The sequence below is a fragment of the Mesorhizobium sp. WSM1497 genome (assembly GCF_001672455.2).
In the GTDB taxonomy this organism is placed as follows: Bacteria; Pseudomonadota; Alphaproteobacteria; order Rhizobiales; family Rhizobiaceae; genus Mesorhizobium; species Mesorhizobium ciceri.
Genome location: NZ_CP021070.1, coordinates 3,329,720 through 3,356,252 on the forward strand (window position 1 = coordinate 3,329,720; position 26,533 = coordinate 3,356,252).

The 26,533-nt window shown below is 63.7% G+C and carries 25 protein-coding genes and 1 pseudogene; 22 read left to right on the top strand and 4 right to left on the bottom strand.

Going from position 1 to position 26,533, the window contains the following annotated elements:
• Positions 1-52 precede the first annotated feature (52 nt).
• The 4 genes from A9K65_RS16230 to A9K65_RS16245 all read left to right on the top strand — a co-directional run bounded on the left by A9K65_RS16230 (position 53) and on the right by A9K65_RS16245 (position 3,461).
• Positions 53-814, top strand: coding sequence for an ABC transporter permease (locus tag A9K65_RS16230; RefSeq protein WP_245322118.1), 762 nt, complete (start codon positions 53-55; stop codon positions 812-814).
• Positions 811-1,578: an ABC transporter ATP-binding protein gene (locus tag A9K65_RS16235; RefSeq protein WP_064993898.1), complete on the top strand. Its 768-nt coding sequence runs from the start codon at positions 811-813 to the stop codon at positions 1,576-1,578. Before A9K65_RS16230 ends, A9K65_RS16235 begins: the two co-directional genes overlap by 4 nt.
• Positions 1,571-2,593, top strand: coding sequence for an ABC transporter substrate-binding protein (locus A9K65_RS16240; protein WP_064993897.1), 1,023 nt, complete (start codon positions 1,571-1,573; stop codon positions 2,591-2,593). Before A9K65_RS16235 ends, A9K65_RS16240 begins: the two co-directional genes overlap by 8 nt.
• A gap of 172 nt (positions 2,594-2,765) precedes the next feature.
• On the top strand, positions 2,766-3,461 hold the full coding sequence (locus A9K65_RS16245) for an isoprenylcysteine carboxylmethyltransferase family protein (protein WP_064993896.1): 696 nt from the start codon (positions 2,766-2,768) through the stop codon (positions 3,459-3,461).
• A gap of 780 nt (positions 3,462-4,241) precedes the next feature.
• On the opposite strand, the gene A9K65_RS16250 is transcribed toward A9K65_RS16245, so the two are convergent.
• A complete protein-coding gene (locus A9K65_RS16250) occupies positions 4,242-4,499 on the bottom strand; it encodes a hypothetical protein (RefSeq protein WP_013530800.1) in 258 nt (85 codons plus the stop codon).
• A gap of 84 nt (positions 4,500-4,583) precedes the next feature.
• Here A9K65_RS16250 and A9K65_RS16255 point away from each other — a divergent pair, with 84 nt between their 5' ends.
• The 10 genes from A9K65_RS16255 (at position 4,584) to A9K65_RS16300 (ending at position 13,495) form a co-directional block, all read left to right on the top strand.
• Positions 4,584-4,853 carry a DUF982 domain-containing protein gene (locus A9K65_RS16255; protein ID WP_013530801.1) on the top strand — a complete coding sequence of 90 codons (270 nt, stop codon included), beginning with the start codon at positions 4,584-4,586 and terminating at the stop codon, positions 4,851-4,853.
• Positions 4,854-5,082: 229 nt separating this feature from the next.
• Positions 5,083-5,808, top strand: a complete 726-nt coding sequence (locus tag A9K65_RS16260) for a GntR family transcriptional regulator (RefSeq protein WP_013530802.1) — start codon at positions 5,083-5,085, stop codon at positions 5,806-5,808.
• A 3-nt stretch (positions 5,809-5,811) separates the two neighbouring features.
• Positions 5,812-6,852 (top strand): ADP-ribosylglycohydrolase family protein, encoded by a 1,041-nt coding sequence (locus tag A9K65_RS16265; protein ID WP_064993895.1) that lies wholly within the window; start codon positions 5,812-5,814, stop codon positions 6,850-6,852.
• Positions 6,849-7,820, top strand: a complete 972-nt coding sequence (locus tag A9K65_RS16270) for a PfkB family carbohydrate kinase (RefSeq protein WP_064993894.1) — start codon at positions 6,849-6,851, stop codon at positions 7,818-7,820. Before A9K65_RS16265 ends, A9K65_RS16270 begins: the two co-directional genes overlap by 4 nt.
• 57 nt (positions 7,821-7,877) lie before the next feature.
• Entirely contained in the window at positions 7,878-8,939 is a 1,062-nt protein-coding gene (locus A9K65_RS16275) for an ABC transporter substrate-binding protein (protein ID WP_013530805.1), read from the top strand.
• Positions 8,940-9,003: 64 nt separating this feature from the next.
• Positions 9,004-9,867 carry an ABC transporter permease gene (locus tag A9K65_RS16280; protein ID WP_064993893.1) on the top strand — a complete coding sequence of 288 codons (864 nt, stop codon included), beginning with the start codon at positions 9,004-9,006 and terminating at the stop codon, positions 9,865-9,867.
• On the top strand, positions 9,867-10,655 hold the full coding sequence (locus A9K65_RS16285) for an ABC transporter permease (RefSeq protein WP_064993892.1): 789 nt from the start codon (positions 9,867-9,869) through the stop codon (positions 10,653-10,655). The genes A9K65_RS16280 and A9K65_RS16285 overlap by 1 nt, the downstream gene beginning before the upstream one ends.
• Positions 10,655-11,719, top strand: coding sequence for an ABC transporter ATP-binding protein (locus A9K65_RS16290; RefSeq protein ID WP_027160724.1), 1,065 nt, complete (start codon positions 10,655-10,657; stop codon positions 11,717-11,719). Before A9K65_RS16285 ends, A9K65_RS16290 begins: the two co-directional genes overlap by 1 nt.
• A gap of 70 nt (positions 11,720-11,789) precedes the next feature.
• The gene (locus A9K65_RS16295) at positions 11,790-13,040 is read left to right on the top strand and encodes an aconitase X (protein ID WP_064993891.1); all 1,251 of its coding nucleotides are present in this window, start codon (positions 11,790-11,792) and stop codon (positions 13,038-13,040) included.
• Positions 13,037-13,495, top strand: a complete 459-nt coding sequence (locus A9K65_RS16300) for a DUF126 domain-containing protein (RefSeq protein ID WP_013530810.1) — start codon at positions 13,037-13,039, stop codon at positions 13,493-13,495. The genes A9K65_RS16295 and A9K65_RS16300 overlap by 4 nt, the downstream gene beginning before the upstream one ends.
• On the opposite strand, the gene A9K65_RS16305 is transcribed toward A9K65_RS16300, so the two are convergent.
• Both A9K65_RS16305 and A9K65_RS16310 read right to left on the bottom strand, forming a co-directional pair.
• On the bottom strand, positions 13,456-14,541 hold the full coding sequence (locus A9K65_RS16305; protein ID WP_032807968.1) for a siderophore-interacting protein: 1,086 nt from the start codon (positions 14,539-14,541) through the stop codon (positions 13,456-13,458). The two genes, A9K65_RS16300 and A9K65_RS16305, sit on opposite strands and share 40 nt — an antisense overlap.
• 2 nt (positions 14,542-14,543) lie before the next feature.
• Positions 14,544-16,670 carry a TonB-dependent hemoglobin/transferrin/lactoferrin family receptor gene (locus A9K65_RS16310; protein WP_064993890.1) on the bottom strand — a complete coding sequence of 709 codons (2,127 nt, stop codon included), beginning with the start codon at positions 16,668-16,670 and terminating at the stop codon, positions 14,544-14,546.
• A 265-nt stretch (positions 16,671-16,935) separates the two neighbouring features.
• Between A9K65_RS16310 and A9K65_RS16315 the strand changes: the two genes are divergently transcribed.
• From A9K65_RS16315 to A9K65_RS16345, 7 genes and pseudogenes are all read left to right on the top strand, one after another.
• Positions 16,936-17,796: an ABC transporter substrate-binding protein gene (locus tag A9K65_RS16315; RefSeq protein ID WP_245321815.1), complete on the top strand. Its 861-nt coding sequence runs from the start codon at positions 16,936-16,938 to the stop codon at positions 17,794-17,796.
• Positions 17,797-18,077: 281 nt separating this feature from the next.
• On the top strand, positions 18,078-18,674 hold the full coding sequence (locus A9K65_RS16320) for a thioredoxin family protein (RefSeq protein ID WP_064993889.1): 597 nt from the start codon (positions 18,078-18,080) through the stop codon (positions 18,672-18,674).
• Between the two features lie 31 nt (positions 18,675-18,705).
• The gene (locus A9K65_RS16325) at positions 18,706-20,331 is read left to right on the top strand and encodes an FAD-binding protein (RefSeq protein ID WP_064993888.1); all 1,626 of its coding nucleotides are present in this window, start codon (positions 18,706-18,708) and stop codon (positions 20,329-20,331) included.
• Entirely contained in the window at positions 20,328-20,654 is a 327-nt protein-coding gene (locus tag A9K65_RS16330) for a ferredoxin family protein (protein ID WP_013530816.1), read from the top strand. The genes A9K65_RS16325 and A9K65_RS16330 overlap by 4 nt, the downstream gene beginning before the upstream one ends.
• A gap of 17 nt (positions 20,655-20,671) precedes the next feature.
• Positions 20,672-21,508, top strand: a complete 837-nt coding sequence (locus tag A9K65_RS16335; RefSeq protein ID WP_013530817.1) for an ABC transporter ATP-binding protein — start codon at positions 20,672-20,674, stop codon at positions 21,506-21,508.
• A gap of 12 nt (positions 21,509-21,520) precedes the next feature.
• Positions 21,521-22,418 (top strand): annotated as a pseudogene (locus A9K65_RS16340) (ABC transporter permease).
• A 35-nt stretch (positions 22,419-22,453) separates the two neighbouring features.
• Positions 22,454-23,473 carry an aliphatic sulfonate ABC transporter substrate-binding protein gene (locus A9K65_RS16345; protein ID WP_064993887.1) on the top strand — a complete coding sequence of 340 codons (1,020 nt, stop codon included), beginning with the start codon at positions 22,454-22,456 and terminating at the stop codon, positions 23,471-23,473.
• Between the two features lie 57 nt (positions 23,474-23,530).
• Here A9K65_RS16345 and A9K65_RS16350 read toward each other — a convergent pair whose 3' ends face one another.
• Entirely contained in the window at positions 23,531-24,559 is a 1,029-nt protein-coding gene (locus tag A9K65_RS16350) for a LacI family DNA-binding transcriptional regulator (protein WP_013530819.1), read from the bottom strand.
• Positions 24,560-24,895: 336 nt separating this feature from the next.
• Between A9K65_RS16350 and A9K65_RS16355 the strand changes: the two genes are divergently transcribed.
• On the top strand, positions 24,896-26,509 hold the full coding sequence (locus A9K65_RS16355) for an extracellular solute-binding protein (RefSeq protein WP_064993886.1): 1,614 nt from the start codon (positions 24,896-24,898) through the stop codon (positions 26,507-26,509).
• Positions 26,510-26,533 lie beyond the last annotated feature (24 nt).

Here is a 26,533-nt window from a genome sequence, read left to right on the forward strand (position 1 = left end):
GGTCTCATCATCAGTCGCTTCGCGCCCGATCGCGAGCTTTCTCGTCAAGGCAATGCCGGCCATGATCTCGGCCGGTTTGCTCCTGATGGCGTGGGAGCTTTATGCCGCCTATTCCGGCATCAGGGCCACGATACTGCCGGCGCCGTCACGCGTCTTCGAGCAAGCGATGCTCAATCGCGAGGCGCTGGCCGACAATGCCGTTCCGACCATCCGTGCCACGCTTCTTGGCTTTGCCTGTTCGCTCAGCGCCGCCTTCGTGCTGTCGATGCTGGTCGACTTCTTCCAGCTGCTGCGGCGTGCGTTGTTTCCCGTCTTCATCGTTAGCCAGACCTTGCCGCTGGTGGCGATCGCGCCGCTTGTGGTGCTGTGGTTCGGCTTCGGGCTGGCGCCCAAGATCATGCTGGTGGCTCTGGTCACCTTCTTTCCGATGCTGGTTGCATTGGTCGAAGGCTATGAGGCGACCGAGGCCGAGATCGGGCAAATGCTGCGCGCCATGGGGGCAGGGCGCTGGCGCATCTTCCTGCTCGCGCGGCTGCCTTCGGCGCTGCCTTACTTCTTTGCCGGGTTGAGGATCTCCATCACCTATGCGGTGGTCGGCGCCATCTTCGCCGAGTATGCCGGTGCCGCAAAGGGACTGGGCATCTACATGCTCAACGCCAAAAACAATTTCCGTCCTGATCTGGTTCTTGCCGCCGTCGGTGTCAGCGCGGCGGTGACCCTTGTCCTGTTCGGGTTGACCGTGTTGCTGCAGCGCCTTGCCATGCCCTGGGAGCGAGCCGGCAGGGAAACTGCCGGGAAGGGGGCCTGGCGATGAGCCGGCTCGAACTGCGGCATGTGCACAAGGCGTTCGGTGGGCTCGACGTGCTGGCCGATATTTCGCTCAGCGTCGGCGCTGGTGAGTTCGTCTCGATCCTTGGACCCTCGGGTGCCGGCAAGTCGACGCTGTTCCAGCTTCTGACCGGCGCCGAGCATGGCGAGGGCGAGATGTTGTTCGACGGCGCGCGGCTCGACGACCACGGCAGGCACTTCGCCTTCATGCCGCAGCGCGACGCGCTGATGCCATGGCGGCGCATCCTCGACAACACGACGCTCGGGCTCGAAGTGCAAGGTATGAGGAGACAGGCGGCGCGGGCGCGCGTTGCGCCGTTGTTTGCCGAATTCGGGCTTGCCGGCTTCGAGCAGCATTTTCCCGCGCAGCTGTCCGGCGGCATGCGCCAGCGCGCGGCCTTGCTGCGCACCGTGGTGCAGGAGCGCGACATGCTCCTGCTCGACGAGCCGTTCGGCGCGCTCGATGCGCTGACCCGCACCGCCATGCAGCGCTGGCTCGAACAGATGTGGCGGCATCATCGCTGGACGGCGCTCTTGATCACCCATGACGTGCGCGAAGCCGTGTTCCTGTCCGACCGCATCTATGTGCTGTCGGCGCGCCCGGCCCGCATTGTGCGTGAAATCAGGGTGCCGTTGCCGCGCCCGCGCAGCCTTGGCGGCGATGCCGCGCGCCAGGCAAGCGCGCTCGAGGCCGAAATCCTCGACATCATCCTCAACCCCAATCCATCCAAAGGACACGATCATGACTGACTTGACGCGTCGGCAGGCCTTGTTGCTGACCCTTGCCACCGGCCTTCCCTTGATTGCCGGGACGGGTCGGGCTCGAGCACAATCGGCGGCACAAAAGGTCACCGTCGCCCTCGACTGGACGGGCAATACCAACCACATCGGACTGTTCGTCGCCCGCGACAAAGGGTTTTATCGCGAAGCCGGGCTCGAGGTCGACATCCTGCCCTACAGCGATACCGGTGCGGGCACGCTGGTCGCAAACCGCGTCGCCGATTTCGGCATCAACGGCACCATCAGCCTGTTCACCCAGAGAACCGCCGGGGCGGATCTGAAGGGCGTCTATGCGGTGGTGCAATCCGAAACAGGCCGCGTGGTCTTCAATGCGGCACGCAACGAGATCAAAAGCCCAAGAAGCCTCGACGGCTTGATCTATGGCGGCTTCGGCAGTGCCTGGGAAAACGCGCTGATATCGACCATCATCCGCCACGACGGCGGCAAGGGCAATTTCGAGACGGTGACGCTCGGCACCTCAGCCTATGAGGCGCTGGCCAATGGGTCGGTCGATTTCACGCTCGAAGTCTCGACCTGGGAGGGTGTCGAAGCCGAGCTCAGGGGCGTCAAGCAGCGCAGCTTCGTCTATGCCGATTATGGCGTGCCTGACGAGCACACGACGCTGATCTCTTCGAGCGAAGCCTATCTCCAGGCCAATCCCAAGCCTGCGGCCGACTTCGTTCAGGCGACGCGACGCGGCTACCAGTTCGCTGTCGACCACCCCGACGATGCGGCAACCCTGCTGATCGCTGCAAACAAGGATGCCTTGACCAATCCGGCGCTGATCCACGCCTCGCTGAAGGCATTGATCGACGGCCATTATCTACGCAGCCAAAGCGGGGCCATCGGGACGATGGATCCGGCCAAGATGGAAGCGATTGGCGACTATCTCTTCGCCTCCGGCATTTTGCGCGATTCCGACGGCAAGCTGGTTGCTCGACGCCCGGATTTCGGGAGCTATTTCCGCAACGACTATCTGAGCTAGTCTGGCAAAACCAAATGACATGGGTCGCCAGTCTTTCTGGGCGACCGCGTGGAGCAGGTCGTCTGGAAGTGGCGCCCTGGCTCCCCGACAGCCAGTTTAAGACCGATCTGATCTTGTTGATTAACTGCCCGGCAATGGTTGCGTGCAAAGGTCGCCCTGAGGGATCATTGGGGTGTCTGCATTGCTCATATCAAAAAGCGAGGCGCTTTCGCACGTCAGTGACGGCACGATTCTGTCCGCAGCCCGAAAGCGTGAGATCCTGGTGGATTTGCGCGAAGGTTTCTTTCGGATCTGCGCGCTGGCCTTCGCGGGCATGTTCGTCTACCGCGGCGTGTATCACCTGATGCTCGACCCGACGCGCATCAATGTGGCGCTGGTGGCGATTTCCGAGATCCTGACCTTTACCTGGCTGCTTCTGTCGCGTCGGCCGAAGGTTCGCGACTGGAACCCGCTCACGGTGGTTGTCTCCGTGATCGCCAGCTTCGGTGTCGGTTTCATCGACCTGGAGCCGGGCGTGGCGTTCATCCCGGTCCATGTTGCGGCGCCGCTGCAGGCCCTGGCGTTGGGGTTCGTGATCTGGGGAAAGATATCGCTGGGGCGTTCTTTCGCCATTCTGCCGGGCAATCGCGGCGTGATGACGGGCGGTGCCTACCGTCTGGTGCGGCATCCGATCTATGCCGGCTATCTTGCCGGCCATGTCCTGTTCCTGCTATCGGCCTTTTCCTTCTACAATCTAGCCGTCTACGCGGTGATCACCTTCTTCCAGGTGCACCGCATCCTGCGCGAAGAGGCGCTGCTGGCCGCCACGCCGGAGTACCGGGACTATATGAAGCGCGTCCACTACAGGCTGTTCTACGGCGTCGTTTGACAGCGCCCCGGCGCGCAGAATCGTTCGGTCTGCAATCACCTGGCAACGTTGATCGTCAATAGACCTGCGCATTGTTTGTGCAAACTAATATTACAACTTTATTATTTCAGAAATTTTGAGGTATATATACCACACTTCAATTTCAGTATTCTCTCTGTGAAGCTGAAACTCACTACCTCGCGTAATTGCTTCTGCAATCGGCTTCTCGCCATCTCCGGCCGATCGGAAAGCCCGCCACACTGGTGGGCTTTCTGCGGTCCACAGGCGTGCCGGAATTAAATTCTGGTTGCCGTCACCAGGATGGCCGTTTCTGTTGCTGGCGAGACTTCTTCCGCGCGCGATGCCCGCCACAATCGCGGAACGGTAGGCCTTTGGAGCGCTCGTCTTTTGAACATCGCAGCTGCGACGTTCAATCCTACGGCGCCGGCTCCTATGGCGGCGGCCTTGGGCTCGTGCTGCTCATTGTCATCGTGCTTGTCGTACTCGGGCGCATCTAGCCGAGTTATCGCCAACTGATCGCAATCTCGTGAGCGCCCCAATGTCGGCGTGCACCGGATTGTGATGCAGGCAAGCCGGCTTGTGATCCTGCACTCTGCAAAACTTTCGTATGGTCATTGCGGTCCACACCCCCCCCGTGGAAACAAGAGGAGAGGGTCCCACCCCTTGTCCTCCTCCAAGGCCCGCTCCGGTTCACCGTAGCGGGCTTTTGCTTGCTGGCGAGGCAAAACCGGCTCGCATCAAACCCTATGGGCGAGGCGTTCAGATGCTGGCGCCAGTCGACTACTCCATGTCAGGCACGTCACCGCTGACGAAGAGCGTGTTCGGCGGACCATATTCGCCCAGCGTCGGATCGGCCTCACGGCTCCAGGCGATGACGCCGGAATGCTTTGCCGTCAGAGCCCTGGCGGTGCGTATGGCGCGATCCTCGCTCTGCTGGTCGGCGGGTCCAAAGGCTGGGAACAACTCGCCATCCTCACCGCGATCGAACGCGACCACGACGATCAGCCTGGGATTTTTCTGGCCACTGGAATCGGACATCTTGCACCTTTGGCGCAGAACCTATCACATTGCTCGGGGTTGAAGGCCGCGAATCGATGAATGCCGACTTTGGGGAGTGGCATCGTGCAAGATCAGCGTTTCGATGAGCCGGTCAGGATTGCGCTCGGCCGATCGCGAAACTCGATCTTCAACGTGGAGCGGGTCGCTCAGGCTGCCGACATCCTGCTGAACCGCTGGCCGGTTGCGACCGGGCAAAAGCATATGGTTGCCCGCAAGGCCTGTCTGGCCGTGCTCGAGGGAAAGAAAGAAGTCTCGGCGGCAAGAGCGGCGTTCATCAACGCCGCTATCGAGGCGGACATCCTCGTCGAACCGCGTGAGGTGTCGATCCCGTAGCCTGCCCCTGGTGAAATTGAATCAGGATCTGGCTCCATCCCCTTGATGTATGCCTCTTTTTGGCGATCGCCGACCGGCTTTTCAGGGCTATTGACCTGCCTCTCGGCACGCCCTGCACGGTTATCCCGCACATTTCGCTGCCTGTTGGTCAGTCTTCGGCATCTGTTGACATAGCATCCGGGCCTCGGTATTGAACAGGATTATACAGGTTCATTGAACAGGTACCCTTATGAAGCGGCGCGCGGTTCAACTGTCTCCCGGTACGGGCAAGCCCGAGCAGATCGCCACCGTCCTCGAACATGAGATCCGTTCCGGCGTCCTCGGTTTCGGCGACCGCCTTCAAAGCGAGAACGAACTCGTCCAGCGCTTCTCCGTGAGCCGCAATACGGTCCGCAAAGGCCTCGAGGAACTGTCCAGCCGCGGGCTGATCACGACCAAGGTTGGTATCGGCTCGTTCGTCACCTTCGACGGCAAGCCGGTCGACGACTCGATCGGCTGGTCGCGCGCGCTGGCCGATGCCGGCGCCAATGCCGAGACGCGGACGCTGCGGCTGGAGGTCATCGAAGACCCCGATCTGGCTGCGCTGCTTGGTATCGAAAGCCCGTTCTTCATCGCCGTCGACCGGGTGCGCACCAACGCCAGCGACGGCCATGCGATCTCCATCGAGCGCAGCCGGTTGCCATTGTCCTCCGAGCTCGAGGACGTACCGTTGCGCGGATTGCGCGAGGGCTCGCTGCACCAGACGCTGCGCGTCGCCGGCCTCATTCCCGACCATGGCGAGGAATGGGTCGAGATCGAGATGCTCAATGCCGAGGATGCGGCCATCCTCGGCTGCCCGCAAGGCACGCCTTTCCTGCGTGGCCGCCGGCTGACGCGCGCCGCCGACGACCGGCCGATCGAGTACGTCACCAGCCTGCTCAATCCGGCGCATTTTGCGCTGCATATGAGGTTCTGAGCGATGTCGGATGCGACCAGCAAGGCTATTGATCGCGCCATGGGGGCGCTTGTCGGCGGAGCGCTGGGCGATGCGCTCGGCATGCCGACGCAGCTTTTGTCGCCGGTTCGCATTGCCGAACTCTACGGCCATGTCGAGGATTTCATCGAGCCTTTCCCGGATCATCCGGTGTCGAAGGGACTGGCCGCCGGCACCATCACCGACGATACCGAGCAGGCGTTGCTGCTCGGCCGTATCCTGGTCGAATCCGGCGAGCGTTTCGACCATGCGCGCTGGGTCAATGCGCTGCTCGACTGGGAACGTGAGGTGAAGGCGCGTGGCAGCTATGACCTTTTGGGGCCATCGACCAAACGCGCCATCGACGCCATCAACAATGGTGTGCCGGCTGAGGAAGCGGGGCGCAGCGGCGACACCAATGGTGCGGCGATGCGTATCGCGCCGGTCGGCATCATGATGCCGCTCGAACCGTTGGAAGGGTTCGTCGGCAAGGTGGCTGAGACCTGCCGGGCCACGCACAACACCTCGATTGCCATCGCCTCCGCCGCTGCCGTTGCGGCAGCCGTCAGCCGCGGCGTCGCCGGCGGTGGCTGGCGCGACGCTTCCGCCAGCGCGGTCGCGGCGGCGAGGCGAGGGGCGACACTCGGACATTGGGTGACCGGCGGCGACATCGCCGCGCGCATCGTCTGGGCGCAAGACATCGTACACGGCAAGGCGATCAGGGATGCGATCCGGCTGATCACCGATCTGGTTGGCACCGGCGTCGCCAGCCAGGAATCCGTTCCGGCGGCCTTCGCCGTGCTGGAAGTCGCGCGTGGCGACCCATGGCAAGCAGCCGTCATCAGCGCCAATCTCGGCGGCGACACCGATACGATCGGCGCCATCGCTGCCGGCATGGCCGGCGCCTGCAGCGGTTTTTCCCGATTGCCGCAACAGCATATCGCCCGGCTTGTCGGCCTCGACATGTCGGAGGTTCGCGCGCTCGCCGCCGATCTCGTGGCAGCAAGGATGGCGAAAATCGGTTCCGGCAAGGACGCGGCGGAATGAGCGGCCGTCTCGTCCATGTCGGCAGTGCCGTGGTCGACTATGTCTACCGCATCGACGCCCTGCCGGCGCCCGGCATGGAAAAGACGGCATCGAGCTTTGCCCAGGTCGCCGGCGGCGGCTTCAACATGATGGTGGCGGCCAGCCGCACCGGCATGCAGGTGGTGTTCGGCGGCCAACTCGGCAGCGGGCCCAATGGCGATTTCCTGCGCGCTGCGTTCATAGCCGAGGGTATCGAGACACTGACGCCGCCATCGCCCGTGATGGACAGCGGCAACTGCGTCGCCATGATTTCGAGCGACGCCGAACGCACCTTCGTGTCGTGGCCTGGTGCGGAGAGCGTTCTCAGCCTCGACATGATGGCGCCGGTCGCGGTGGCACCGGGTGACTGGGTGTTCACCTCCGGCTACACGCTGAGCTACCCCAAGAGTCGCGATGCGCTCACTGATTGGATCGAGGCGCTGCCGGCAGGTATTCCCTTCGTCTTCGACCCGACGCCGGTCATCACGGACATTCCGCGTCCCATCCTGTCGCGGGTGCTTGCCCGCACCACATGGCTGAGCTGCAACACGACGGAAGCCGCCGAGATTGCCGGCCCAGGCGATGTCGAGGGCCTCGCGGTACGGCTGCTGGGCGACCACTGCCCGAAGGCAGCGGGCGTGGTCATCCGCTCCGGGGCAAAGGGTTGCCATATCAGGTTGGCCGACGGCACGGCGCAGACCGTTGCCGGCTTCAAGGTCACCGCCATCGACACCAATGGCGCTGGCGACACCCATATCGGTGCTTTCGTCAGCGCGCTGGCGCGCGGCATCCCGCCCTTCGAGGCAGCGCGCTATGCCAATGCGGCAGCGGCCATATCGGTCACCCGCCATGGCGGCTCGTCGGCGCCGACCGACCACCAAATCCAGACATTCCTGAGCCATGCCGCCGATCCGTCGGGAGCAGGCCGGACACAGAAGGCCAATGCATAACAGCTGGAAAGCCTGACAAGCCCGGGAACCGGGCAAACCCACAGAGAGGAACCAACCATGCGCATGCCTGACTTGACTGCTCTGCTGACGGCGACTGCCGTCTTTACCTCCGCACTCGCGTTCGCCGCCAAGGCTGACGAAGTGCATGTGCTCAACTGGAAGGGATACGGCGCCGACGAACCATGGGCGGTGGAGGCTTTCGAAAAAGCGACCGGCAACAAGGTCGTCAACGACTTCTTCAATTCCGAACAGGAAATGCTGACCAAGATCCGGACCAATCCCGGTCTCTACGACGTGGTCATGATCAATGCCGCCTTCAACGACCAGGCGATGGACGGCAAACTGATCCAGCCGATCGACGTCTCCAAATTGCCGAACTACGCCGACATCAGCAAGGACAAGGCGGGATCGCCGATGCTCGTCCATGACGGCAAGGTCTATGGCGTGCCGTGGGTGTGGGGCCTCACCGCGCTCGCCATCAACGACAAATCCTTCGACAAGCCGCCGACGAGCATCGCCGAGATGTGGGATGCCGCCCACAAGGGCCGCGTCGTCATTCGCGACGATGCCGTCGAAGCGGTGCAGTTCGGCGCCATCGCAACGGGCCAGAACATCAACGACATCAAGGATATGGATGCGGTCAAGGCGAAGCTCACCTCGCTGATGCCGCAGATCAAGACCTTCTGGAGTTCGGAGAACGACTGGAACCAGATGGTCGCCTCCAACCAGATCGACATCGGCACCTACTGGAGCGGCTCGGCCGATCGCGCCAAGACGCATTTCAAATTGCCGGTCTCTCTGGTCGTGCCGCAGGAGGGTGCCGTCGCCTGGCTCGACGCGTTTTCCATTCCGGTCGGCGCCAAGAACGTCGCCGGCGCCGAGGCTTTCATCAACTACATGATCGACCCGAAATTCTACGTCGAATGGGTCACCAAGGTCGGTGCTCCTGTCTCCGCCAACACCAAGGCGGTGGAAGCGCTGCCCGAGGATGCCTTCAACCGCAAGGTCATGGGCGACCCCGAGGTGGCCAAACGCATCCAGTTCCAGGCGCCGATCACCGATGCCCAGCGCGAAGCCTATCTGGCGCTGTGGCAGCAGTTGAAGGTCGACGTGAAATAGAGCCGACATCCCGGCCAGCCGGCGGTTCGCGCCGGCTGGCGTTTCAATCCTGGGGGAGGGTATCATGGCAGCAGCGACAGCGTCGCGAAGCGGGCTGAGATCGGCATTGCCGCTGCTGGCGCCAGCCTATCTCTGGCTGACGGTGGCGATCTTCCTGCCGCTCTCGGCCATGGTCTTTTTCTCGTTCATGACCGAGCTGCCGCTGTCGGGAAAGCCGTGGACATTCACCCTTGGCAACTATGCCACCTTCTTCTCGCAAAGCCTCTATCTGACACTGCTGCTGGCCTCGCTGCGGCTTGGCCTCGAAGTGACGCTGTGGTGCGTCGTCATCGGCTATCCCGCCGCTTACGTGCTCGCCAAAGTGCTGAAGGGGCGCAGCCGCGAGGCGATCTTCCTGCTCGTCATCTTGCCGTTCTGGTCGAACGGGCTGGTGCGCATCTTTTCCTGGGCGATGGTTTTGCGCGAGGGCGGCATTCTCGACACCGCGCTCAACGCCGTGCTGCCGTTCAAGATCAACATCGACCTGATGTATTCCTATCCAGCCGTCATCATCGGGCTGGTGCATTCCTACGTGCCTTACATGGTGCTGACCTGCTATCTCACGCTGCAGGCGATCGATGACTCCCTGATTGAGGCCGGGCGTTCGCTTGGCGCTTCACGGCTACAGGTGCTGAAGCGGGTGATCATCCCGCTGTCGATGCCCGGATTGGTCGCGGGTGCGGCCCTGATCTTCGTCCCCGTCGTCGGCTCGTTCATGGAGCCGCGCATCCTCGGCGGTCGCACCGGCACCTTCTACGGCACGGTCATCGAGGACCAGTTCGTCGCCGTGTTCAACTGGCCGCTCGGTGCCGCGCTTTCCTTCATCCTGCTGGCCGTGGTGCTGGTCATCCTGTCGGTGGCGTCGCCGGTGCTGCGGAGGGCCGCGTGATGGCGACGACCCGTGTCCTCGAATGGCTTGGCCGCTTCTACATCGGTCTGCTGCTCGCCTTCCTCTATCTGCCGATCATCATCATGGCGCTGATGTCGTTCAACGTCTCGCCCTTCTACCAATTGCCGTTCGAATGGACGACCGAATGGTACGCTTCGCTGTGGCAGAACGACCAGCTGATCGCCGCCACCTGGAACAGCGTCGAGATCGCCGTCATCACCACCGTCATCTGTGTCGTGCTCGGCTCGGCGGCATCGCTGGCGCTCTATCGCTATGAGTTTCGCGGCAAGAAATTCCTGCAGGCGCTGTTGTTTCCGCCGATCGCCATTCCGTGGCTGATCACCGGCACGGCGATGCTGATCTTCTTTTTCGGCGTCGGCATCGGTCGCGGGCTGCATGCGATCCTGCTTGGCCATGTCGCACTGGCGCTGCCCTATGTCATCGTCGTCGTCTCGGCCCGGCTGCAGACCTTCGCGCCGGAGCTGGAAGAGGCGGCACGCTCGCTCGGCGCCAACCAGTGGCAGATAACGAGGCGCGTCACGCTGCCTTGGATCATGCCAGGCGTCATTGCCGGAGGGCTGTTTGCGTTTGCAGTGTCGTTCGACCAGTTCGTGGTGTCCTATTTCCTGGCGACGCCTGGGCAGACGACGCTGCCGGTGGAAATCTACGCCGCGATCCGCAAAGGATTCACGCCCGAGATCAATGCGGTCTCGACGATCATCATTGTCGTGTCGATGGCGCTGATGCTGCTCACGGCGCGGTTCTTCAAATTCGGCGGAGAGAAATAATGGCCGGCGTGCAGGTATCTGATGTCTCGCGCAGTTTCGGCGCACACAAGGCGCTGGACAATGTCTCCATCGATTTCGCCGATGGCGGGTTCTATGCGCTGCTGGGGCCGTCGGGCAGCGGCAAGACCACGCTGCTGCGCCAGATTGCCGGTTTCGATTTTCCCGATTCGGGCCGCATCACCATCGGCGGCGAGAGCGTCGAGCGGGTGCCGGTCGAAAAGCGGCGCATCGGCATGGTGTTCCAGAACTATGCGCTGTTTCCCAATATGAGCGTCGCCGACAATGTCGCCTTCGGCCTGTCGGTGCGCGGCGAGGCCAAGGCGGTGATTGCAACGGAGGTGCAGCGCGCGCTCGATCTGGTGCAGCTCGGCAAGCTTGGTGGCCGCCGGCCGCACCAACTCTCCGGCGGGCAGCGGCAGCGTGTGGCTCTCGCCCGCGCTATCGTCACCAAGCCGCGCGTGCTGCTGCTCGACGAGCCGCTCGGCGCGCTCGACAAGGCGCTGCGCGTCGATATGCAGATCGAGCTCAAGCGCATCCAGCGCGAGATCGGCATCACCACCATCTTCGTCACGCACGACCAGGAAGAAGCGCTGACGATGAGCGACCGCATCGGCATATTGCGCGACGGCAGGCTGGTGCAGGAGGGGCCGCCGGAGGAGATCTATAACAGGCCGAAGAGCGAATTCGCCGCCACCTTCCTCGGCGACGCCAACATTTTTCGCGGCGACAGCACGGGCGATGGCATCAGGCTTGCGGACGGAACGGCGATTGCCGCTGGTGTGGGTGCCAAGCTTGCCGCCGGCGCCAAGGCGAGCTGTGCCGTGCGGCCCGAACGCATCCGCATCGCCAGGGATGCCGGAACACCGGATGGCAACGCCAACATGCTCAAGGGACAGGTTTCCAAGCGCATCTTCGCCGGCAGCAACAGCACCTATTTCGTCGAGCGTGCTGGTCAGACGTTGAAAGTGATTGTGCAGAATACCGGCATGGAACGGCTGGCAGAAGGTCAGGATGTCGTGCTGCGCTGGTCGCCTGAAAGCACGGTGTTGATCGCGGCGAACTGATCCTCACCGGGTCTTGCCAGACCGTCCGCAATCAGGGACAGCATAGACGGGCACGACCCGGAGCATACCGATGACCCTGGAACTGACTGCACGCGACCGATCCATGCTCGACGGCGAGCATGGCCTGTCAGCGGCTGCTGCCATGAAAATCCTGGTCGCCTTTTCCAACGCGATCGGGGCGGGCAGCCTGCTCGACATTGCCGGCGCCCATATCGATGGCTGTCTCTACCACGGCAAGGCCGGTCTCGACTTCGTCGAGCGGCTGGTCGAAGGCGGTGGCCGCGTGCAGGTGCCGACGACGCTCAATGTCGGTTCGTTCGATCTCATCCATCCCGGCATGGTGAAAATGCCAGCGGCGGAAGAGGTGCCGGCGCGGCGGCTGATGAAAGCGCATCTGGAGCTCGGCTGCCAGGCGACTTTCACTTGCGCGCCTTACCAGACGCGGTTCCGGCCAAGCTTTGGCCAACAGATCGCCTGGGGGGAATCCAACGCCATCGTCTTTGCCAATTCGGTGATCGGCGCGCGGACCAACCGCTATGGCGATTTCATCGATCTGTGCTGCGCCATGACCGGACGCGCGCCGGCCTGGGGGCTGCATCTGAGCGAGAACCGGCGTGGTCGGATCCTGTTCGAGCTGGATGTTCCGGACAGCGAGCCGAGCGACAGCCTTTTCGTCGGCGTCGGGCTATTGATTGGGCAAGCGAGCGGCGACCGCGTTTCGGTGATTGCCGGCCTGCCGCGGCCGCGCGACGAGGACCAGCTGAAGGCGCTGGGGGCGGCGGCGGCAACGACCGGTGCTGTGGCGCTGTTCCATGCGGTCGGCATCACGCCGGAAGCGATGACGCTTGATGAGGTGTTCCAGGGTCATGCGCCTGACGAGACGATCCGCATTACCCGCGCCGATATCGACCATGCGCTGGCCAGGCTGTCGACCGTGCCCGACGGTGCGCCGCTGGCGGCCGTGTCGCTCGGCACGCCGCATTTTTCGCATGAGGAATGGATGCGACTGTTGCCGTTGCTGCGCGAGGCAGCACCGGGTAGGCGCATTCCGATCTATGTCAACACCGGCCGCGCGACGCTGACGCGATTGCAGGAGGAGGGCGCGCTGGCCGGTATGGAGGCGTTCGGCCTGATCCCGGTCGCCGATACCTGCACCTATGTCACATCGATCCTGGAACGCCTCGATGGCGTGGTGATGACCAATTCCGGCAAATGGGCGCACTACGCACCCGGCAATATCGGTGTGTCCGTCGCCTTTGCCGAGATGCGGGATTGCATCCGCTCTGCTGCGGCCGGGCATGTTGTGCGGAGCGCGTCATGACGCGACCGGTGGAACGAACCGGCACTTTCCAGCTGGCCGGTGACGCTGAGGGTCAGGCGCTGGTGTTTTCGCAACCGCTCAGCTTCTGGGGCGGTATCGATGCCGAGACCGGCGAGATAACAGACCATTCGCACCCCGGCCTCGGCCGAAATGTCGCCGGCAGGATTTTGGTCATGCCGAGCGGGCGCGGCTCGTCGTCTTCATCCTCGGTCCTGGCCGAGGCGATCCGCAGGGGCACGGCGCCGGCCGGTATTCTTCTGGAGCGGCCGGACCCGATCCTGGCGGTCGGTGCCATCGTTGCCGAATTTCTTTATGACATCCGCATGCCGCTGGTGGTGTGCGATATTTCGAACCTTGTCTCCGGTGATCAGATTGATATCGGCATCGGCAAAGACCGCGGGCCGATCATCAGAGTTCACCCCGCCATCAATCCGGCAGAGCCACGCCGCCAATAGGCCGCCGCCAGCGTTTGATCGCGACCAAGCCCCAGCGTGTCGCGCCAACATTCGCGCACGATCTTGGCGGCAGCGGCTTCCGCCGCGAACCAGCCGAAGGCCGAACCGTCCTGCGGCCACGCCACCGAGCGGACAGCCTCGGCCAGCAGTCTGTCCTCGCCCGCCGCCACGCCATCCCGTGTCAGCCAATGAACCTCGATGCCCGTGCCATTGTTGATCGCTTGTCTTTCACCATCATTGGCGATCTCGACGAAGGCGACGCCTTTTGTCCCGGCCGGTAGCGTCTCCAGCAGCCGAGCCAGCGCCGGCAAGCCGGTTTCGTCGGCGCCCATGACGTACCATTCTGCCTGCCGCACCGGACGGCCGACCGGGCCCATGATGCCAACCTTCATGCTGGGCGCGGCCTGCATGGCCCAGGCGGAGCCGACGCTCTCGCCGGGATGGATCAGGAAGTCGACATCGATGATGCCCTTTTCCACGTCGAGCGCGCGGATGGTGTAGACGCGCGCCACCGGGCGCCGGTCGTCGGTGGGCCAGACCGGTAAGCCATTGCCGCCCAGCACCGGCCACAGCGGATCGGGGACGTCCCTGGTCGGAAACAGCATGCGGATATGCATGCCGCCGAACTTGGCGAAGCGCGAGAGGTTCTCGCCGGCCAGACGAATGCGGCGCATATTCGGAGTGAGGTCGCGAACATCGGTCACCACCATCTCGCGGAACTGGGCGAGGCTGGTTTCGCCTGAGAGATCGCCGGTCCAGACGATCTCGGGGTTTTCCTCCTTGGCGTAGACCTGTACGGCTGTGGCGAGCAGGTCCTTGATACGGGCGAGCCCGTCGCGGTCGGCAGCATTGGCCCGCATCACCAGCCGCTCCATGTCGAACGAGGCGCCGCCGAAGGCAAAGCGGAAATCGATGCGCTGTCCCTGATGCGAAGCATCGGCCTCGAAGCTCCGCAGCCTGTCGGAGATGCTGTCCATGTAGTCCGGCAGACGCCGCAGGTTGAGCCGTGCCTCGCAGGCCAGTTCACGCACCGATGCTTCGTTCATTGTCAGCCTCCCATCCTGCCGGTGAGGGCCACCTTGAAGGTGCGGCCCTTGCCCTGTTCTGTTGCCGCCGAGGTCGACCATGCGCTTTGCGGATCGGTGTAGGCGGTGTTGAATATGTTATCGACGCCGAAATCGAGCTTGAGGTTGTCGTTGACGCGCCAGTTGGCGAAGACATTGACCAGATCGAAACCGTCATCGACGACCGGCACGGCGTTGGGATTGGTGCGGCTGGTGCGGGTGATCTTGCCGACGCTGAGATATTGCGCGCCGACGGTGAGCTGGTCCTCCAGCATGCGGAAGCCGATCGTGGCCGAGAAGCGGTCGAGCGGCGTGTTGTTCAACGCCTGGCCGGAATAGACGCCGCTGACGACCTTGGCGTCGATCAGCGCGCCGGAGAAGTTCACGAAACCCCAGCCATAATCATAAACCATCTCGGCCTCTACGCCCTTCAGGCGTGCGTCGCCGATGTTGATTGCCGTGCGCGGCAGCACGGTGAGGTCGACGTCGATGTAGTCCTCGACGTCAGTGTGGAAAACGTTGACCTTGGCGCGCAGCCGATCACCCGCCGTCAGCACATCGTCATATTTCACGTTGACGCCGGCCTCCCAGTTCTTTGCCGTCTCGGGCTGCAGCAGAAGATTGGGCCGATATGTATCACCGCCGCCATGCGCGCCGCCGCCACGGAAGACATCCTGCAGACCCGGCGCCCGGTAGCCTTCGGAATAGGTGCCATAGAGCTGGAAGCCATCGAATGGCGTGACGCCGACGGTGAGGCGCGGCGACCAACGATCGCCGGAGATCGAGGCTTCCTGCGGTGACGGGATGCGCGTCTCGCCATCGAGCTGGTAACCGTCATAGCGCATCGCCGCGATGACCTGCAGCCAATCCTCGTAATCGCCCTGCCACTGCAGGAAGCCGCCATAACCCTGCTGTTGGCCAGCGCCGAAATGCGCCGCTTCCGAGGAGGCCTCGAGATAGTAGTAGTCGAGTCCGTAGGTCAGCGTATGTGCTAGTCCCCAGACGTCGAACCGCGAGGAGTTCTTCACATTGAAACCTGTCGTGGCCACGTCGTAGAAGCGGAAATTGCCGATCGCCGAGGTCGGCCAGACCTGAGTCTGCTCGGCGCGGGTGCGGTTGTGATAGGCATTGGCGCTGAAGTCGATCAGCGCGTTGTCGTCGGGCTTCCAGGTGTAAGCGGCGGTGTAGGTCTGGTTGGTGGTGTCGGTGTCATAGCGGCTCAGGGTCGGCGAGGTCGAGCCGCTCGATCCGGTGATCTGGTCGTTGTAGCGCTGCAGGATGGCGCCGAGCTTCAGCTCATGGCCATCGGCCGGCCGCAACGTCGCCTTCAGATAGCCGCTGGTCACCCGCTCGCCGGTCCATGGCACGGTGTCGCCATTGCCATCGGTGTAGCTGTCGCGGTCGCGGTAGATGAGGTTGCCGATGATATCGGCATCGTCGCTGAAGCGGTAGGCACCGGTGGTGCTGGTGGTGAAGCCGTCGCCATTGTCCTCGTAGCCGAGCTTCTCGCTCAGCGCCCAGCGCTCATCCTTCTTGAGGAAATCGCCGGCATCCTTGGTCTCGAAGGAGACGACGCCGCCGATGCCGCCGGAACCATAGGCATTCGACACCGGACCGCGAATGACGGTGGCTTCCTTGATCAGGTCGGGTTCGACATAGAACGAGCCAGAGCCATGACCGACGCGCCAGTAGTCCTGGCGGGCGCCGTCGAGGGTGACGACGACGCGGCCATATTGCTCCAGGCCGCGGATGTTGATGGCGGTTGCGGGATCGTCGCCATTCATCGAGGCAGCGACGCCCGGTGTGGCGCGGAAGATGTCGGCGGCTGTGTCGGGCTGGATGCGGTCAAGTTCGTCCTGATCGACGGCGCTGATGGCGGCCATCGATTCGATCACCGCCGTTTTGATCATCGTTGCCGAGATGGTGATCACGTCGAGCATCGTCGCCGGCTGGTTCTGCGCGACACTGGCCGGCGCCAGGCGGCCGGTCTTGGCGGCGGCCTTTTTCTCCCGGTCCTGTTCCTGCGCGCTGGCAAGAGGCACGGCGCAGAGGCCGAGCACGAAGGCGAGCGCCGTGCTCGCCATCGATGTCGTGTTTGTTGTCGTTGTCATGCAGCCCCCAAGCAAAAGCAAAACTGCTGGCGGTGGCTGAGCGGCCTTGGCTGGCATGATTGAAAATCCCTCGACCAGGCAGGTCAGGGCACGGGTCACATATTAAAACATGATGACATAAGTCAACTTTAAATTTATAGCCGACCATCCTCGAGAAGCATCTGGCACGGGAACAGCGGCATGGTCGGCAGTTTAGGCGAAGGCAAGACGACCCACTGGTCGCAACCGGGCAGGATCGCGGCGGTGCTGCTTCTGGCACTTGTCGGTGCTGGCGCCTTCCTGCGGCTTCAAGGCGCTGGCCGCCGAGACCGTTGTCGATGCGCTGGGACGAACCGTCGTGCCGGGCGCGGCGACCCGGATCGTGACGCTCGGTTCCGACGTCACCGAGATCGTCCACGCGCTGGGCGCCGGCGGGCGAATCGTCGCTATCGATCGCGGCAGCAAATATCCGCCTGAAGTCGCGCAAAAACCCAATGTCGGCTACCGCCGCCAGCTTTCGGTCGAGGGGCTGGCCAGCCTGCGTCCCGACCTGATCCTGGCCGCAGAAGACAGCGGGCCTCCTGAAGCGGTCGAGGTGCTGAAGTCGCTGGCAATCCCGATCGTCTTGGTCCCGCAGGACAACAGCCCGCAAGGCATCGAGCACAAGATCACGTTGATCGCCGCCAGCCTTGGGCTCGAGGACAAGGGCAAGGCGGTTTCCGCCGAGGTGCTCACCGCCTTTCAGGCTGCCGCGGATCTGGCGTCGCAAATTCCGCCGGAGCGGCGCAAGAAGGTGGTGTTCTTCCATGGCCTGGTACGTCTTAGCGCTGCCGGCGCGGGTACTTCTGCCGACGCCATCATCCGCTATGCCGGCGGCCTCAACCCTATGGACATCGTACAGGGCTACAAGGCGGCGTCGGAGGAAAAACTGATCGAGATGGCGCCTGACGTCATCCTGATGATGAGCGACGGCAAGGGCGGGCCGACGGCCGAGCTGGTGTTCGGCAACCGCGCGCTGGCGGCAACGCCGGCGGCGGCCAACAAGGCGCTGGTCGTGCTCGACGGCGCCTACATGATCGGCTTCGGCCCGCGCACATCGGATGCGATCCGCGACCTGGCGAAAGCGCTCTATCCGGAAGGGGAATGACGTCGCGAAAATCGCAAGACGGTTCGGCTGGGCAGTACCAATTTCGTCGCGGAACCCCGTTGCGCTTGATAAATGCTGTCCGTCCGGATTTCTCCGGATCGGCTTCCGCCCGAACAAACTTGGCGGCTCGGCCTGAAACATTGGCACGATATTCTAAGCCGCGCGGTTGACCGTGAATGCGCTCTCCAGACTATAATTATACTAAATTCATAGACTAACTGCGAACGCTCGAAGCACTCGCACCTTGGCCTGTGAAAATGGTTGCACAAGGGAGCGCATCGATGCCGAAAACAGAGTCCAATCCGATCGACCTCGGCACCAGGGCCGCCGACTTCCTGCTGCCCGACGCGCAAGGTGTGCTGCACCGCCTTGCCGATTTCGACGCCAAGCCGGCCTTGCTCGTCGCTTTCATCTCCAACCGCTGCCCGTTCGTCGTGCTGATCCGCGAGCAGCTTGCCGCTTTCGCCAGGGATTATGCGGGCAAGGGGCTGCAGGTGGTGGCGATCAACGCCAACGACCACGAGGCGCATCCGGAGGAGACGCTCGCCCATATCGGCGAGGAGGCCGAAAAATTCGGCTATTCCTTCCCCTATCTCAAGGATGCGTCGCAGCAGACGGCGAAAGCCTATGGCGCGGCTTGCACGCCCGACTTCTTCCTGTTCGGCACTGACCGGCGGCTCGCCTATCACGGCCAGTTCGACGATGCGCGGCCGGGCAACGGCAAGCCGGTGACGGGTGCCGATCTGCGCGCGGCGGTCGATACGGTGCTGGAGGGCGGCAGGCCCACTGGCAGCCAGGCGCCGTCGATCGGCTGCAACATCAAGTGGAGCGCGGGCAACGAGCCGGTGTGGTCTTCCAGCGCGGCCCGCGCGGCCTAGCGCCTGCTTCGACTTTATTCGCCAGGTCTCCATGCCCAAGCCGCAAAAATCCGCTTCCGACAGCTTGCTGCTCCAGGCCGACGTGCTGGTGCTGGGCGGCGGTCCGTCGGCAGCTTGGGCAGCAGTCGCCGCGGCCGAGGCCGGCGCCAAGGTGGTGCTGGCCGACAAGGGCTATCTCGGCACCAGCGGCGCCACCGCGCCGTCCAACACCGGCACCTGGTGCGTGCCGCCGGGCGACAACAGGCATGCCGTGGTCGAGCGACGCTGGCAGCGCACCGGCGAACTCGCCGACCCGCGCTGGATGCTGCGCTGCGTTGACACCGCCTACCGCAACCTGCTCAGGCTTTCCGAATGGGGCTATCCCTTCCCGAGCGAGGATGACGGCCGGCTCTACATCGCCAATCTGCGCGGCCCGGACTACATGCGCTTCATGCGCCGCCGCGTGCTTTTGGACGGCGTCACCGTCCTCGACCATCATCCCGCGCTCGAACTTTTGTCGGACGGCGATGCCATCGTCGGCGCCGCCGGTGTCGCCAGGCAGATCGGCCAGGATTGGCGCGTCGACGCCAACGCGGTGGTGCTGGCGACCGGTGGCTGCGCTTTCCGCGAGCGCATCCTCGGCGCGACCGGGCTGACCGGCGACGGCTATCTGATGGCGGCGGAGGCCGGCGCCAGCCTGTCGGGCATGGAGTTCACCGGCAAATACACGCTGGCGCCCTACGGCTCCTCGTTGAACAAGGGGCTGCCGTTCCGCTGGGCGTCGTTCCATCGCGAAGATGGCTCACCGATCGTCGGGCCGACCGGCGAGCCGTTGCGCAACGGCATCGGCGACCGCGAGGAGGAAGTGGCGCGCGCGCTGATCGACGGCCCGGTCTACGCGCGGCTCGATCAGGCCGAACCAGCGCTGCAGGGCTGGCTGCGCCAGGGCCAGCCGAATTGCTTCGTGCCCTATGACCGCGCCGGCATCGACCCTTTCAGCGAGCTGTTCCGCATCACCCTGCGCGCCGAAGGCACGGTGCGCGGCACGGGCGGCATAGACATCGTCTCCGACGATTGCGCCACCGGCGTACCCGGCCTCTATGTCGCCGGCGACGCGGCCAGCCGCGAGATCATGACCGGTGCGGTGTCGGGCGGCGGCGCCGTCAATTCGTCCTGGGCGCTGGCCAGCGGCTGGTGGGCGGGCAAGGGCGCTTCGACCCATGCCAAGCGCCGGACCGGCAAGGCATTCCGCACTGAGGTGCAGTCGCTTGGCCAGGCTGGATTACGTCCTGCATCATCGCCGCGCGTCGACATCTCGGCAGGCGAAGTCATCGAGGCGGTGGGCAGTGAGGTGACGCCGCTCGACAAGAATTTCTTCCGCACCGGCGAAGGCCTGGAGAAAAGCGGCGAGCGGCTGGAGAGTGTCTGGCGCGACGTGCGCGACCATCTGCAAGGCGACGGGCTGGATAGGGTCCGTACCCGAGAGGCAGCTTCGATCGCCGCCGCCGGGCGCTGGTCCGTGGCCGCAGCGCTGCACCGCACCGAGAGCCGCGGTATGCATCGCCGCACCGATTTGCCGGGCAAGAGCCCGGCCTTCGCGCACCGGCTGGTCATCACCGGTGTGGATGCGTTCCGCATCGCAGGCGCGCCTGAGCGGCTGGCGGAGCTGGCGTCATGATCGAGATCGTCTCGGCCACGCGCTGTGTCGAATGCGACATCTGCGTCAAGGTGTGCCCGGCCAACGTCTTCGACGCGACCGAGAGCGGCGTGCCGGTGATCGCCCGCCAGGAGGACTGCCAGACCTGCTTCCTGTGCGAGATCTACTGCCCGACCGACGCGCTCTATGTGGCCGAGTTCGCCGAAGGGCCGACCGGCATCACGGAAGCTCAGGCCGACGCCCGACAGCTGTTTGGCTCCTATGCCCGCGCGCTCGGCTGGAAGCGCGGCAAGGCCGGCGGCTCGGAATTCGACCCGACGCACCGCATCCGCGTGGCGCAGTGAACCGATCGGAGACAGATATGGACCGTATCGTCGTCAGCGACATCAGCAAGACCTTCCAGCTCAAGCCGGGGCAGTTCGTCACCGTCGATGGCGAGGCGACCGACCGCGTCACCGTGCTCGACGGCGTTGACCTCTCGATCCGTAAGGGCGAGTTCATCACGCTGGTCGGCCCCAGCGGCTCGGGCAAGTCGGTGCTGCTCGACATCATTGGCGGGCTGACGCAGGCGACCGGCGGCGACGTCAAGCTCGATGGCCGGCGCATCACCAGGCCCGACCCGAAGACCGGCTATGTCTTCCAGCAATATGCGCTGTTTCCCTGGCGCACGGCGCTCGCCAACATCGAATATGCGCTGGAAGTGCGCGGCGTGGCCAAGGCTGAGCGCACGGCGACGGCCCGCCATCTGTTGTCGCTGTTCGGCCTTGCCGGCTTCGAGGACCGTTTTCCCAACCAGCTGTCCGGCGGCATGCAGCAGCGTGTGGCGATCGCGCGTGCGCTGGCCAGCAACCCGGAAGTGTTGCTGATGGATGAGCCGTTCGCGGCGCTCGACCAGCAGACGCGCGAGCTTCTGCAAGGCGAGCTGCTGCGGATCTGGGGCAAGATCAACACGACTGTCATTTTCGTCACCCACTCGATCGACGAGGCGATCTTCCTCGCCGACCGGGTGGTGGTGATGACGGCGCGGCCGGGCGCGGTGAAGGAGATCATCGATATCGACCTGCCACGGCCGCGCGACGGCGACATCCGCGCCAGCGCCGAATTCAATCTATATCGCGCTCGCGTCTGGGACGTGCTGCGCGACGAGGTCAACAAGGCGCAGAAGGACTGGACCCTGTCGCCAGCCTTCAGTCACTGAGGAACTGGACCCATGGCCTATCTGACCGAGAAGTTTGGCTCCGCTGGAGCGCTCCACCTGTTTGCCGGCGCTGGCGAAACGGTAGCCGCCGCCAGGGTCCCCGCCATCAAGGCCAACGCCAAGATCCGGAGCAAGAAAGCGAGCCGCGGCACATTCCTCTATGGCTTGCCGCTGCTCGGCCTGTTCTTCCTGCTGTGGGAGATCGCGCCCCGGCTCGGCTGGCTGAACCGGATCTTCTTTCCGCCGCTGAGCGAGGTGCTGGTCGCCTGGTGGGCGCTGCTCGCCTCGGGCGTGCTGATCGAGCATATCGGCATAAGCCTGCAGCGCGCTGCGATCGGCTTCGCACTCGGCGTGGTGGTCGCCATCCCGCTGGGTCTCTTGATGGGGCGGCTATTCGCTGTTCGAGAAGGTTTCCGACCTTTTGGTGCAGACGCTGCGCAACACCTCGCAATTCGCGCTTCTGCCGGTGTTTATCCTGCTGCTCGGCATCGGCGAGGAATCGAAGGTGGCGATCACCTTCTACTCCTCGGTTTTCTTTCTCCTCGTCAACACGATCAGCGGCGTCAAATCGGTCGATCCGCTGCTCATCAAGGCGGCGCGCTCGATGGGCACGTCCGACTTCGACCTGTTCCGGAAAGTCATCCTGCCGGCCAGCATTCCCTCGATCGTCGCCGGCGCTCGGCTGGCGGTGAAATCCTCGCTGTTCGCGGTCATCGGCGCCGAGATGCTGGCGGCCAAATCCGGCCTCGGTTTCCTCATCCAGAATTCGCAGCTGATGATGGAAACGGCCGACATGTATGCCGGCATCCTGACGCTCACCGTCATCGGCCTGACCGTCAATTACCTGCTCGTCTGGTTCGAGCGCTGGGCAACAGCCTGGAAGGGCCAGTCCGAGACCTCGCTCATTTAAGCGGCCCCATCATTCCAAACAGGAAGGATTTTCCCATGCCCAACATTCCATTCGACGCAATTCGCCGGCTGCTGCTGAAGGGCGCCATTGCCGTCGTCATCGGCCTTGGCGGCATGCCTGCCTTCGCACAGGACAAGCCTGACATCATCCGCATCGGCAGCACGGCGCCGGGGCACCTCAAATTCGTCCTCGCCCAGAAGGACGGCTGGTGGGACAAGGAATTCGCCAAGGACGGCATCAAGGTCGAACTGGTGACCTTCAACGGCGGCTCGGAAGCCACGACGGCATTGGCGACCGGCGCCATCGAGTTCACCTATACCGGCAACAATCCGGCGCTGCGCGTTGCTGCGTCCGGCGCCGACGTCAAGCTGATCGGCCTGTCGAGCTATGTGAAGGCCGGCGGTTCCTACATCGTCGTCAAAACCGACTCGCCGTTGAAGACGCTGCAGGATCTCAGGGGCAAGAAGGTCGCCTATCTCACCGGAACGGTGCGGCATTCGAACTTCAGCAAGGCACTGAACAGCGTCGGCCTGACCACCAATGACGTCGAAGGTCTGAACCTGCCTTTCGAGGCATCCGGCCCGGCGCTGCTGCGCGGCGATATCGACGCCATTGTCGAGACGGATTCGACGGCGGCCAAGCTGGTCGACACCGGCGAGGCGCGGGTGCTGTTCGACACCAGCACCCATCCGGAATGGAACGCGCCGAACGTCATCTCGGTCAACGGCGCCTTCGCGGCGAAATATCCCGATCTGGTCAAGCGGCTGCTGAAGGTCGACATCGAGATTTCGCGTTGGGCCGACGCTCATCCGGACGAGACGATCAAGACGTTTGTGGAGGCGACCAAGTCGTCGGAGAAATCCGTCCGCAAGACCTATGCCGACGGGGTGTTCCACCAGGATCCGAAACTAACCGACGACGCGATCGCCGCCTTGCAGGGCGAGGAGAAATTCATGGCCAGCGCCGGGCTCCTGAAGGGCTCGATCGACTACGGAAAATGGGTCGACAAGAGCTTTGTCGATGGCGCCGCGGCTGAAATCGCTGCCGTCCAATAGACTGGAAGCATCGAGCGGGGCGGGCGCTTTACCGCGCTGCCCCGTTCGTCTGGTCCGTCAAATCTCAGGGATGTTCTCCTTGAAGATCACCTGCAGCCTTGGCTGGTGCAGTTCATAGGGCAATCCCCGGACCGCATGGGTCAAAGTGTTGAGCGCTTCGCGGGCTTCGACGCGCGGGTTCTGGTCGATGACCGCGTCGAGCGTGCCGTCGAGCAGAAGGTCCTTGGTGCCGTCCGTCACCTCGTGGCCGAGGAAGACCATGGACTGGGCGCGGCCGTGCTCCTTGAGCGCGCGGGCGATGCCGGTGTTGCCGGCGCCGACATTGTAGATCGCGGCAAGATCGGGGTGCCGCTCCAGCAGGGCCGATGCCTCCGAATAGGCCTTCTCGCGGTCGTCGAGCATTTCGCGCATCTCGACGATCTGCAGGTTGGGTGATTCCTCGGTCAGGACGTGGCGGAACCCCATCTCGCGTTCTTCGTGGCCGCGATAGGACAGCGAGCCGGCGAACAGCGCCACCTTGCCCGGATGCCCCGATCCCATGAAGCGGTTGAGCAGATAGCCGGCCAGCCGCCCGGCGGCGCGGTTGTCGATGCCGATATAGGCGACCCTGGGCACATGCAGGATGTCGGAGGCGATGGTCACCACCTTGATATCGTTGGCCGACAGGGATCGGATCGCTTCGCGCACCGTCGGATGGTCGAGCGCTATAACGCCGACGCCTTGCGTCTGTCCGCGCAGGTCCTGCAGCAGGCGGGCGAGCCGGTCAGGATTGAAGCCCTCGATGGTGGCGATATGGACATCGAGGTCGGGCCGCGCCAGAGCCTGTGCCTCGATGTGCCGGTGCAGCATCTTGATGAAGGAATTGGTGCCGGCCGGCAGCGCGAAGTCGAGCCGGATGACCTCGCCGGGCGCAGGCCGTGGCGGCGCGCCGTTCGGGCCTTCGGCGATGTAGCCGAGGCGCTGCGCCATTTCGAGCACGATTTCGCGCGTGCGCGCCCGCACGCCGGGTCGGTTGTTGAGCACGCGGTCGACGGTGGCGGCCGAGACGCCGGCTTCCCGGGCTATGTCAGTCAGGGTGGAACGCACCGTCTTTCATCTCCTGCATGCGTCAGATCGGCTGGTGACGGCTTCCCCGCCATCGGCGATTCTGATGGGAAATGATGTATCCGCCCTTAGCCCATGCGCAAGCCGCCGCGCTAAATCAAATAGTCCGGCAGGGCTGCGCAGGGGCGGGAAGGGTCGTGTGCCCTCAAATTGAAGCACCCGGCATGATGCATGGATCCCGTTTTTGTGCATTTCCTTGCCCTATTGCGATGTTGTGAGGTGTTTTGATTATTTATGATGTTGACAGTCTTGCCATGCTGCCGTCAATATCCCTCATAAGGGCCGTGGAGGAAACGTGGCCCTGAGGGAGGAGTTTCAATGTCTGACTTGATCCGCATCTCGCGGCGCCGGCTGCTGGCATCCGGAGGAAAGGCGGTTGTGATCATGGCCGCCGCTGGTATCGCACCCCAATTCATTCGTCCCGGCCGCGCCTATGCGGCCGACGCGCTGGCGCCAGGCATGATCGGCGGCCCGACGGGCTTCGATGGAGCCGAGCGCTACCAGTATGGCGCCGACACGCCGGAAGGCCGCGCCATCGAGGCGGCCAAGGCGCTGAAGGGCGCCGGCAAGGCGCCCGCCAAGATCGTGCTCGGCCTGTCCGACGGCTCGATCGGCCAGCTCACGCAGCCGTTCCCGGCCGGTGCGCCGTCGATCAAGGAGCTGTGGGAAAAGGAAACCGGCATCGCGATCGAAATCGTCGGTTTGCCGAATGGCCAGGAATTCACCAAGACGATGCAGGACATCTCCACCAAGGGTGGGGCCTACGACATCTATTCGACCGAATGGAACCGCCTCGGCGACCTCGCCGAAACCGGCGGCATCGCCAAGCTCGATGACTTTGTCGCGCAGCACAAGCCCGAATGGGACGATCCCGTCAGCGGCTATGTCAACGGCGCCAAGGGCGTGTCGCTGCTCAACAAATACCGCGGCTCCAACTATGGCGTATCGCTGGACGGCGACTTCCAGACCTGGGTCTACCGCACCGATTTGTTCGGCGACGAAGCCGAGAAGAAGGCCTTCAAGGACAAATACGGCTACGATCTGGCGCCGCCGAAGACCTGGAAGCAGCATGGCGACATCGCCGCCTTCTTCCAGCGTCCGGACAAGGGCCTGTTCGGCTCGACCGACCTGCGCAACCAGGGCTGGGGCTACACCAACTGGTACCAGCGCTATGTCTCGATGGCTTCGCCCAACCAATTCCTGTTTGGCGATGACGGCAAGCCGATGATCAATTCCGAGCAAGGCATTGCCGCCACCAACGAATATGTCGCTTCGCTCGCACATCATTCGCCGGATGCGATCTCCTGGGGCTGGCCGGAGCAATACGGCAACTTCGCCAAGGGTGGTGCGGCGATGACCTGCGCCTTCTCCAACCTGCCGAAATTCCTCGACAATGCCGGCAACAAGGATTCGGCCGTCACCGGCAAGATCGGCTCGATGCTGCCGCCAGGCCGCGAGATCGACGGCAAGCTGATCAGCCGCTCCGTGCTGTGGTTCTCGCTGACCGGCATGGTCTCGTCGCAGTCGAAGAACCAGGAGGTTGCCTATCTCCTGCTGCAATGGCTGGGCTCGGCCCGTATCTACGCCTGGATGAGTGCCAACCCCGGCGGTTATCTGGACCCGTTCCGGCTTTCGGACTTCTCCGATCCGCTGGTGCGCCAGACCTATCATGCCTACCACATGGACGTCGTGCGCGAGACGGTGGCGCGCACCGTGCCGACCATCAACTATCCCGGCGCGACAGCCTTCCACAATGCGCTCGACGAGAACCTCATGGCGGCGCTGACCAAGGCCAAGACATCGGAGCAGGCGATGGCCGATACGGAGGCGGAGTGGAAGAAGATCGTGCGGCGCACCGGCGAGGACAAACTGCTCGAAGCCATCAAGACCAACAAGGAGGCCTGGCCGACAGTTCTCGACCCGATCGTCTGATCCATCTCCCTGGATCACATCGAA

Excerpts from the sequence above, each read along its gene's own strand:
- A9K65_RS16335 (WP_013530817.1), top strand. The coding sequence starts at position 20,672 with ATGGACCGTATCGTCGTCAGCGACATCAGCAAGACCTTCCAGCTCAAG.
- A9K65_RS16280 (WP_064993893.1), top strand. The coding sequence starts at position 9,004 with ATGGCAGCAGCGACAGCGTCGCGAAGCGGGCTGAGATCGGCATTGCCG.
- A9K65_RS16240 (WP_064993897.1), top strand. The coding sequence starts at position 1,571 with ATGACTGACTTGACGCGTCGGCAGGCCTTGTTGCTGACCCTTGCCACC.
- A9K65_RS16265 (WP_064993895.1), top strand. The coding sequence starts at position 5,812 with ATGTCGGATGCGACCAGCAAGGCTATTGATCGCGCCATGGGGGCGCTT.
- A9K65_RS16230 (WP_245322118.1), top strand. The coding sequence starts at position 53 with ATGCCGGCCATGATCTCGGCCGGTTTGCTCCTGATGGCGTGGGAGCTT.
- A9K65_RS16305 (WP_032807968.1), bottom strand. The coding sequence starts at position 14,541 with ATGAACGAAGCATCGGTGCGTGAACTGGCCTGCGAGGCACGGCTCAAC.
- A9K65_RS16320 (WP_064993889.1), top strand. The coding sequence starts at position 18,078 with ATGCCGAAAACAGAGTCCAATCCGATCGACCTCGGCACCAGGGCCGCC.
- A9K65_RS16300 (WP_013530810.1), top strand. The coding sequence starts at position 13,037 with ATGACGCGACCGGTGGAACGAACCGGCACTTTCCAGCTGGCCGGTGAC.
- A9K65_RS16310 (WP_064993890.1), bottom strand. The coding sequence starts at position 16,670 with ATGACAACGACAACAAACACGACATCGATGGCGAGCACGGCGCTCGCC.
- A9K65_RS16235 (WP_064993898.1), top strand. The coding sequence starts at position 811 with ATGAGCCGGCTCGAACTGCGGCATGTGCACAAGGCGTTCGGTGGGCTC.
- A9K65_RS16290 (WP_027160724.1), top strand. The coding sequence starts at position 10,655 with ATGGCCGGCGTGCAGGTATCTGATGTCTCGCGCAGTTTCGGCGCACAC.
- A9K65_RS16260 (WP_013530802.1), top strand. The coding sequence starts at position 5,083 with ATGAAGCGGCGCGCGGTTCAACTGTCTCCCGGTACGGGCAAGCCCGAG.
- A9K65_RS16285 (WP_064993892.1), top strand. The coding sequence starts at position 9,867 with ATGGCGACGACCCGTGTCCTCGAATGGCTTGGCCGCTTCTACATCGGT.
- A9K65_RS16330 (WP_013530816.1), top strand. The coding sequence starts at position 20,328 with ATGATCGAGATCGTCTCGGCCACGCGCTGTGTCGAATGCGACATCTGC.
- A9K65_RS16295 (WP_064993891.1), top strand. The coding sequence starts at position 11,790 with ATGACCCTGGAACTGACTGCACGCGACCGATCCATGCTCGACGGCGAG.
- A9K65_RS16325 (WP_064993888.1), top strand. The coding sequence starts at position 18,706 with ATGCCCAAGCCGCAAAAATCCGCTTCCGACAGCTTGCTGCTCCAGGCC.
- A9K65_RS16275 (WP_013530805.1), top strand. The coding sequence starts at position 7,878 with ATGCGCATGCCTGACTTGACTGCTCTGCTGACGGCGACTGCCGTCTTT.
- A9K65_RS16355 (WP_064993886.1), top strand. The coding sequence starts at position 24,896 with ATGTCTGACTTGATCCGCATCTCGCGGCGCCGGCTGCTGGCATCCGGA.
- A9K65_RS16270 (WP_064993894.1), top strand. The coding sequence starts at position 6,849 with ATGAGCGGCCGTCTCGTCCATGTCGGCAGTGCCGTGGTCGACTATGTC.
- A9K65_RS16345 (WP_064993887.1), top strand. The coding sequence starts at position 22,454 with ATGCCCAACATTCCATTCGACGCAATTCGCCGGCTGCTGCTGAAGGGC.
- A9K65_RS16250 (WP_013530800.1), bottom strand. The coding sequence starts at position 4,499 with ATGTCCGATTCCAGTGGCCAGAAAAATCCCAGGCTGATCGTCGTGGTC.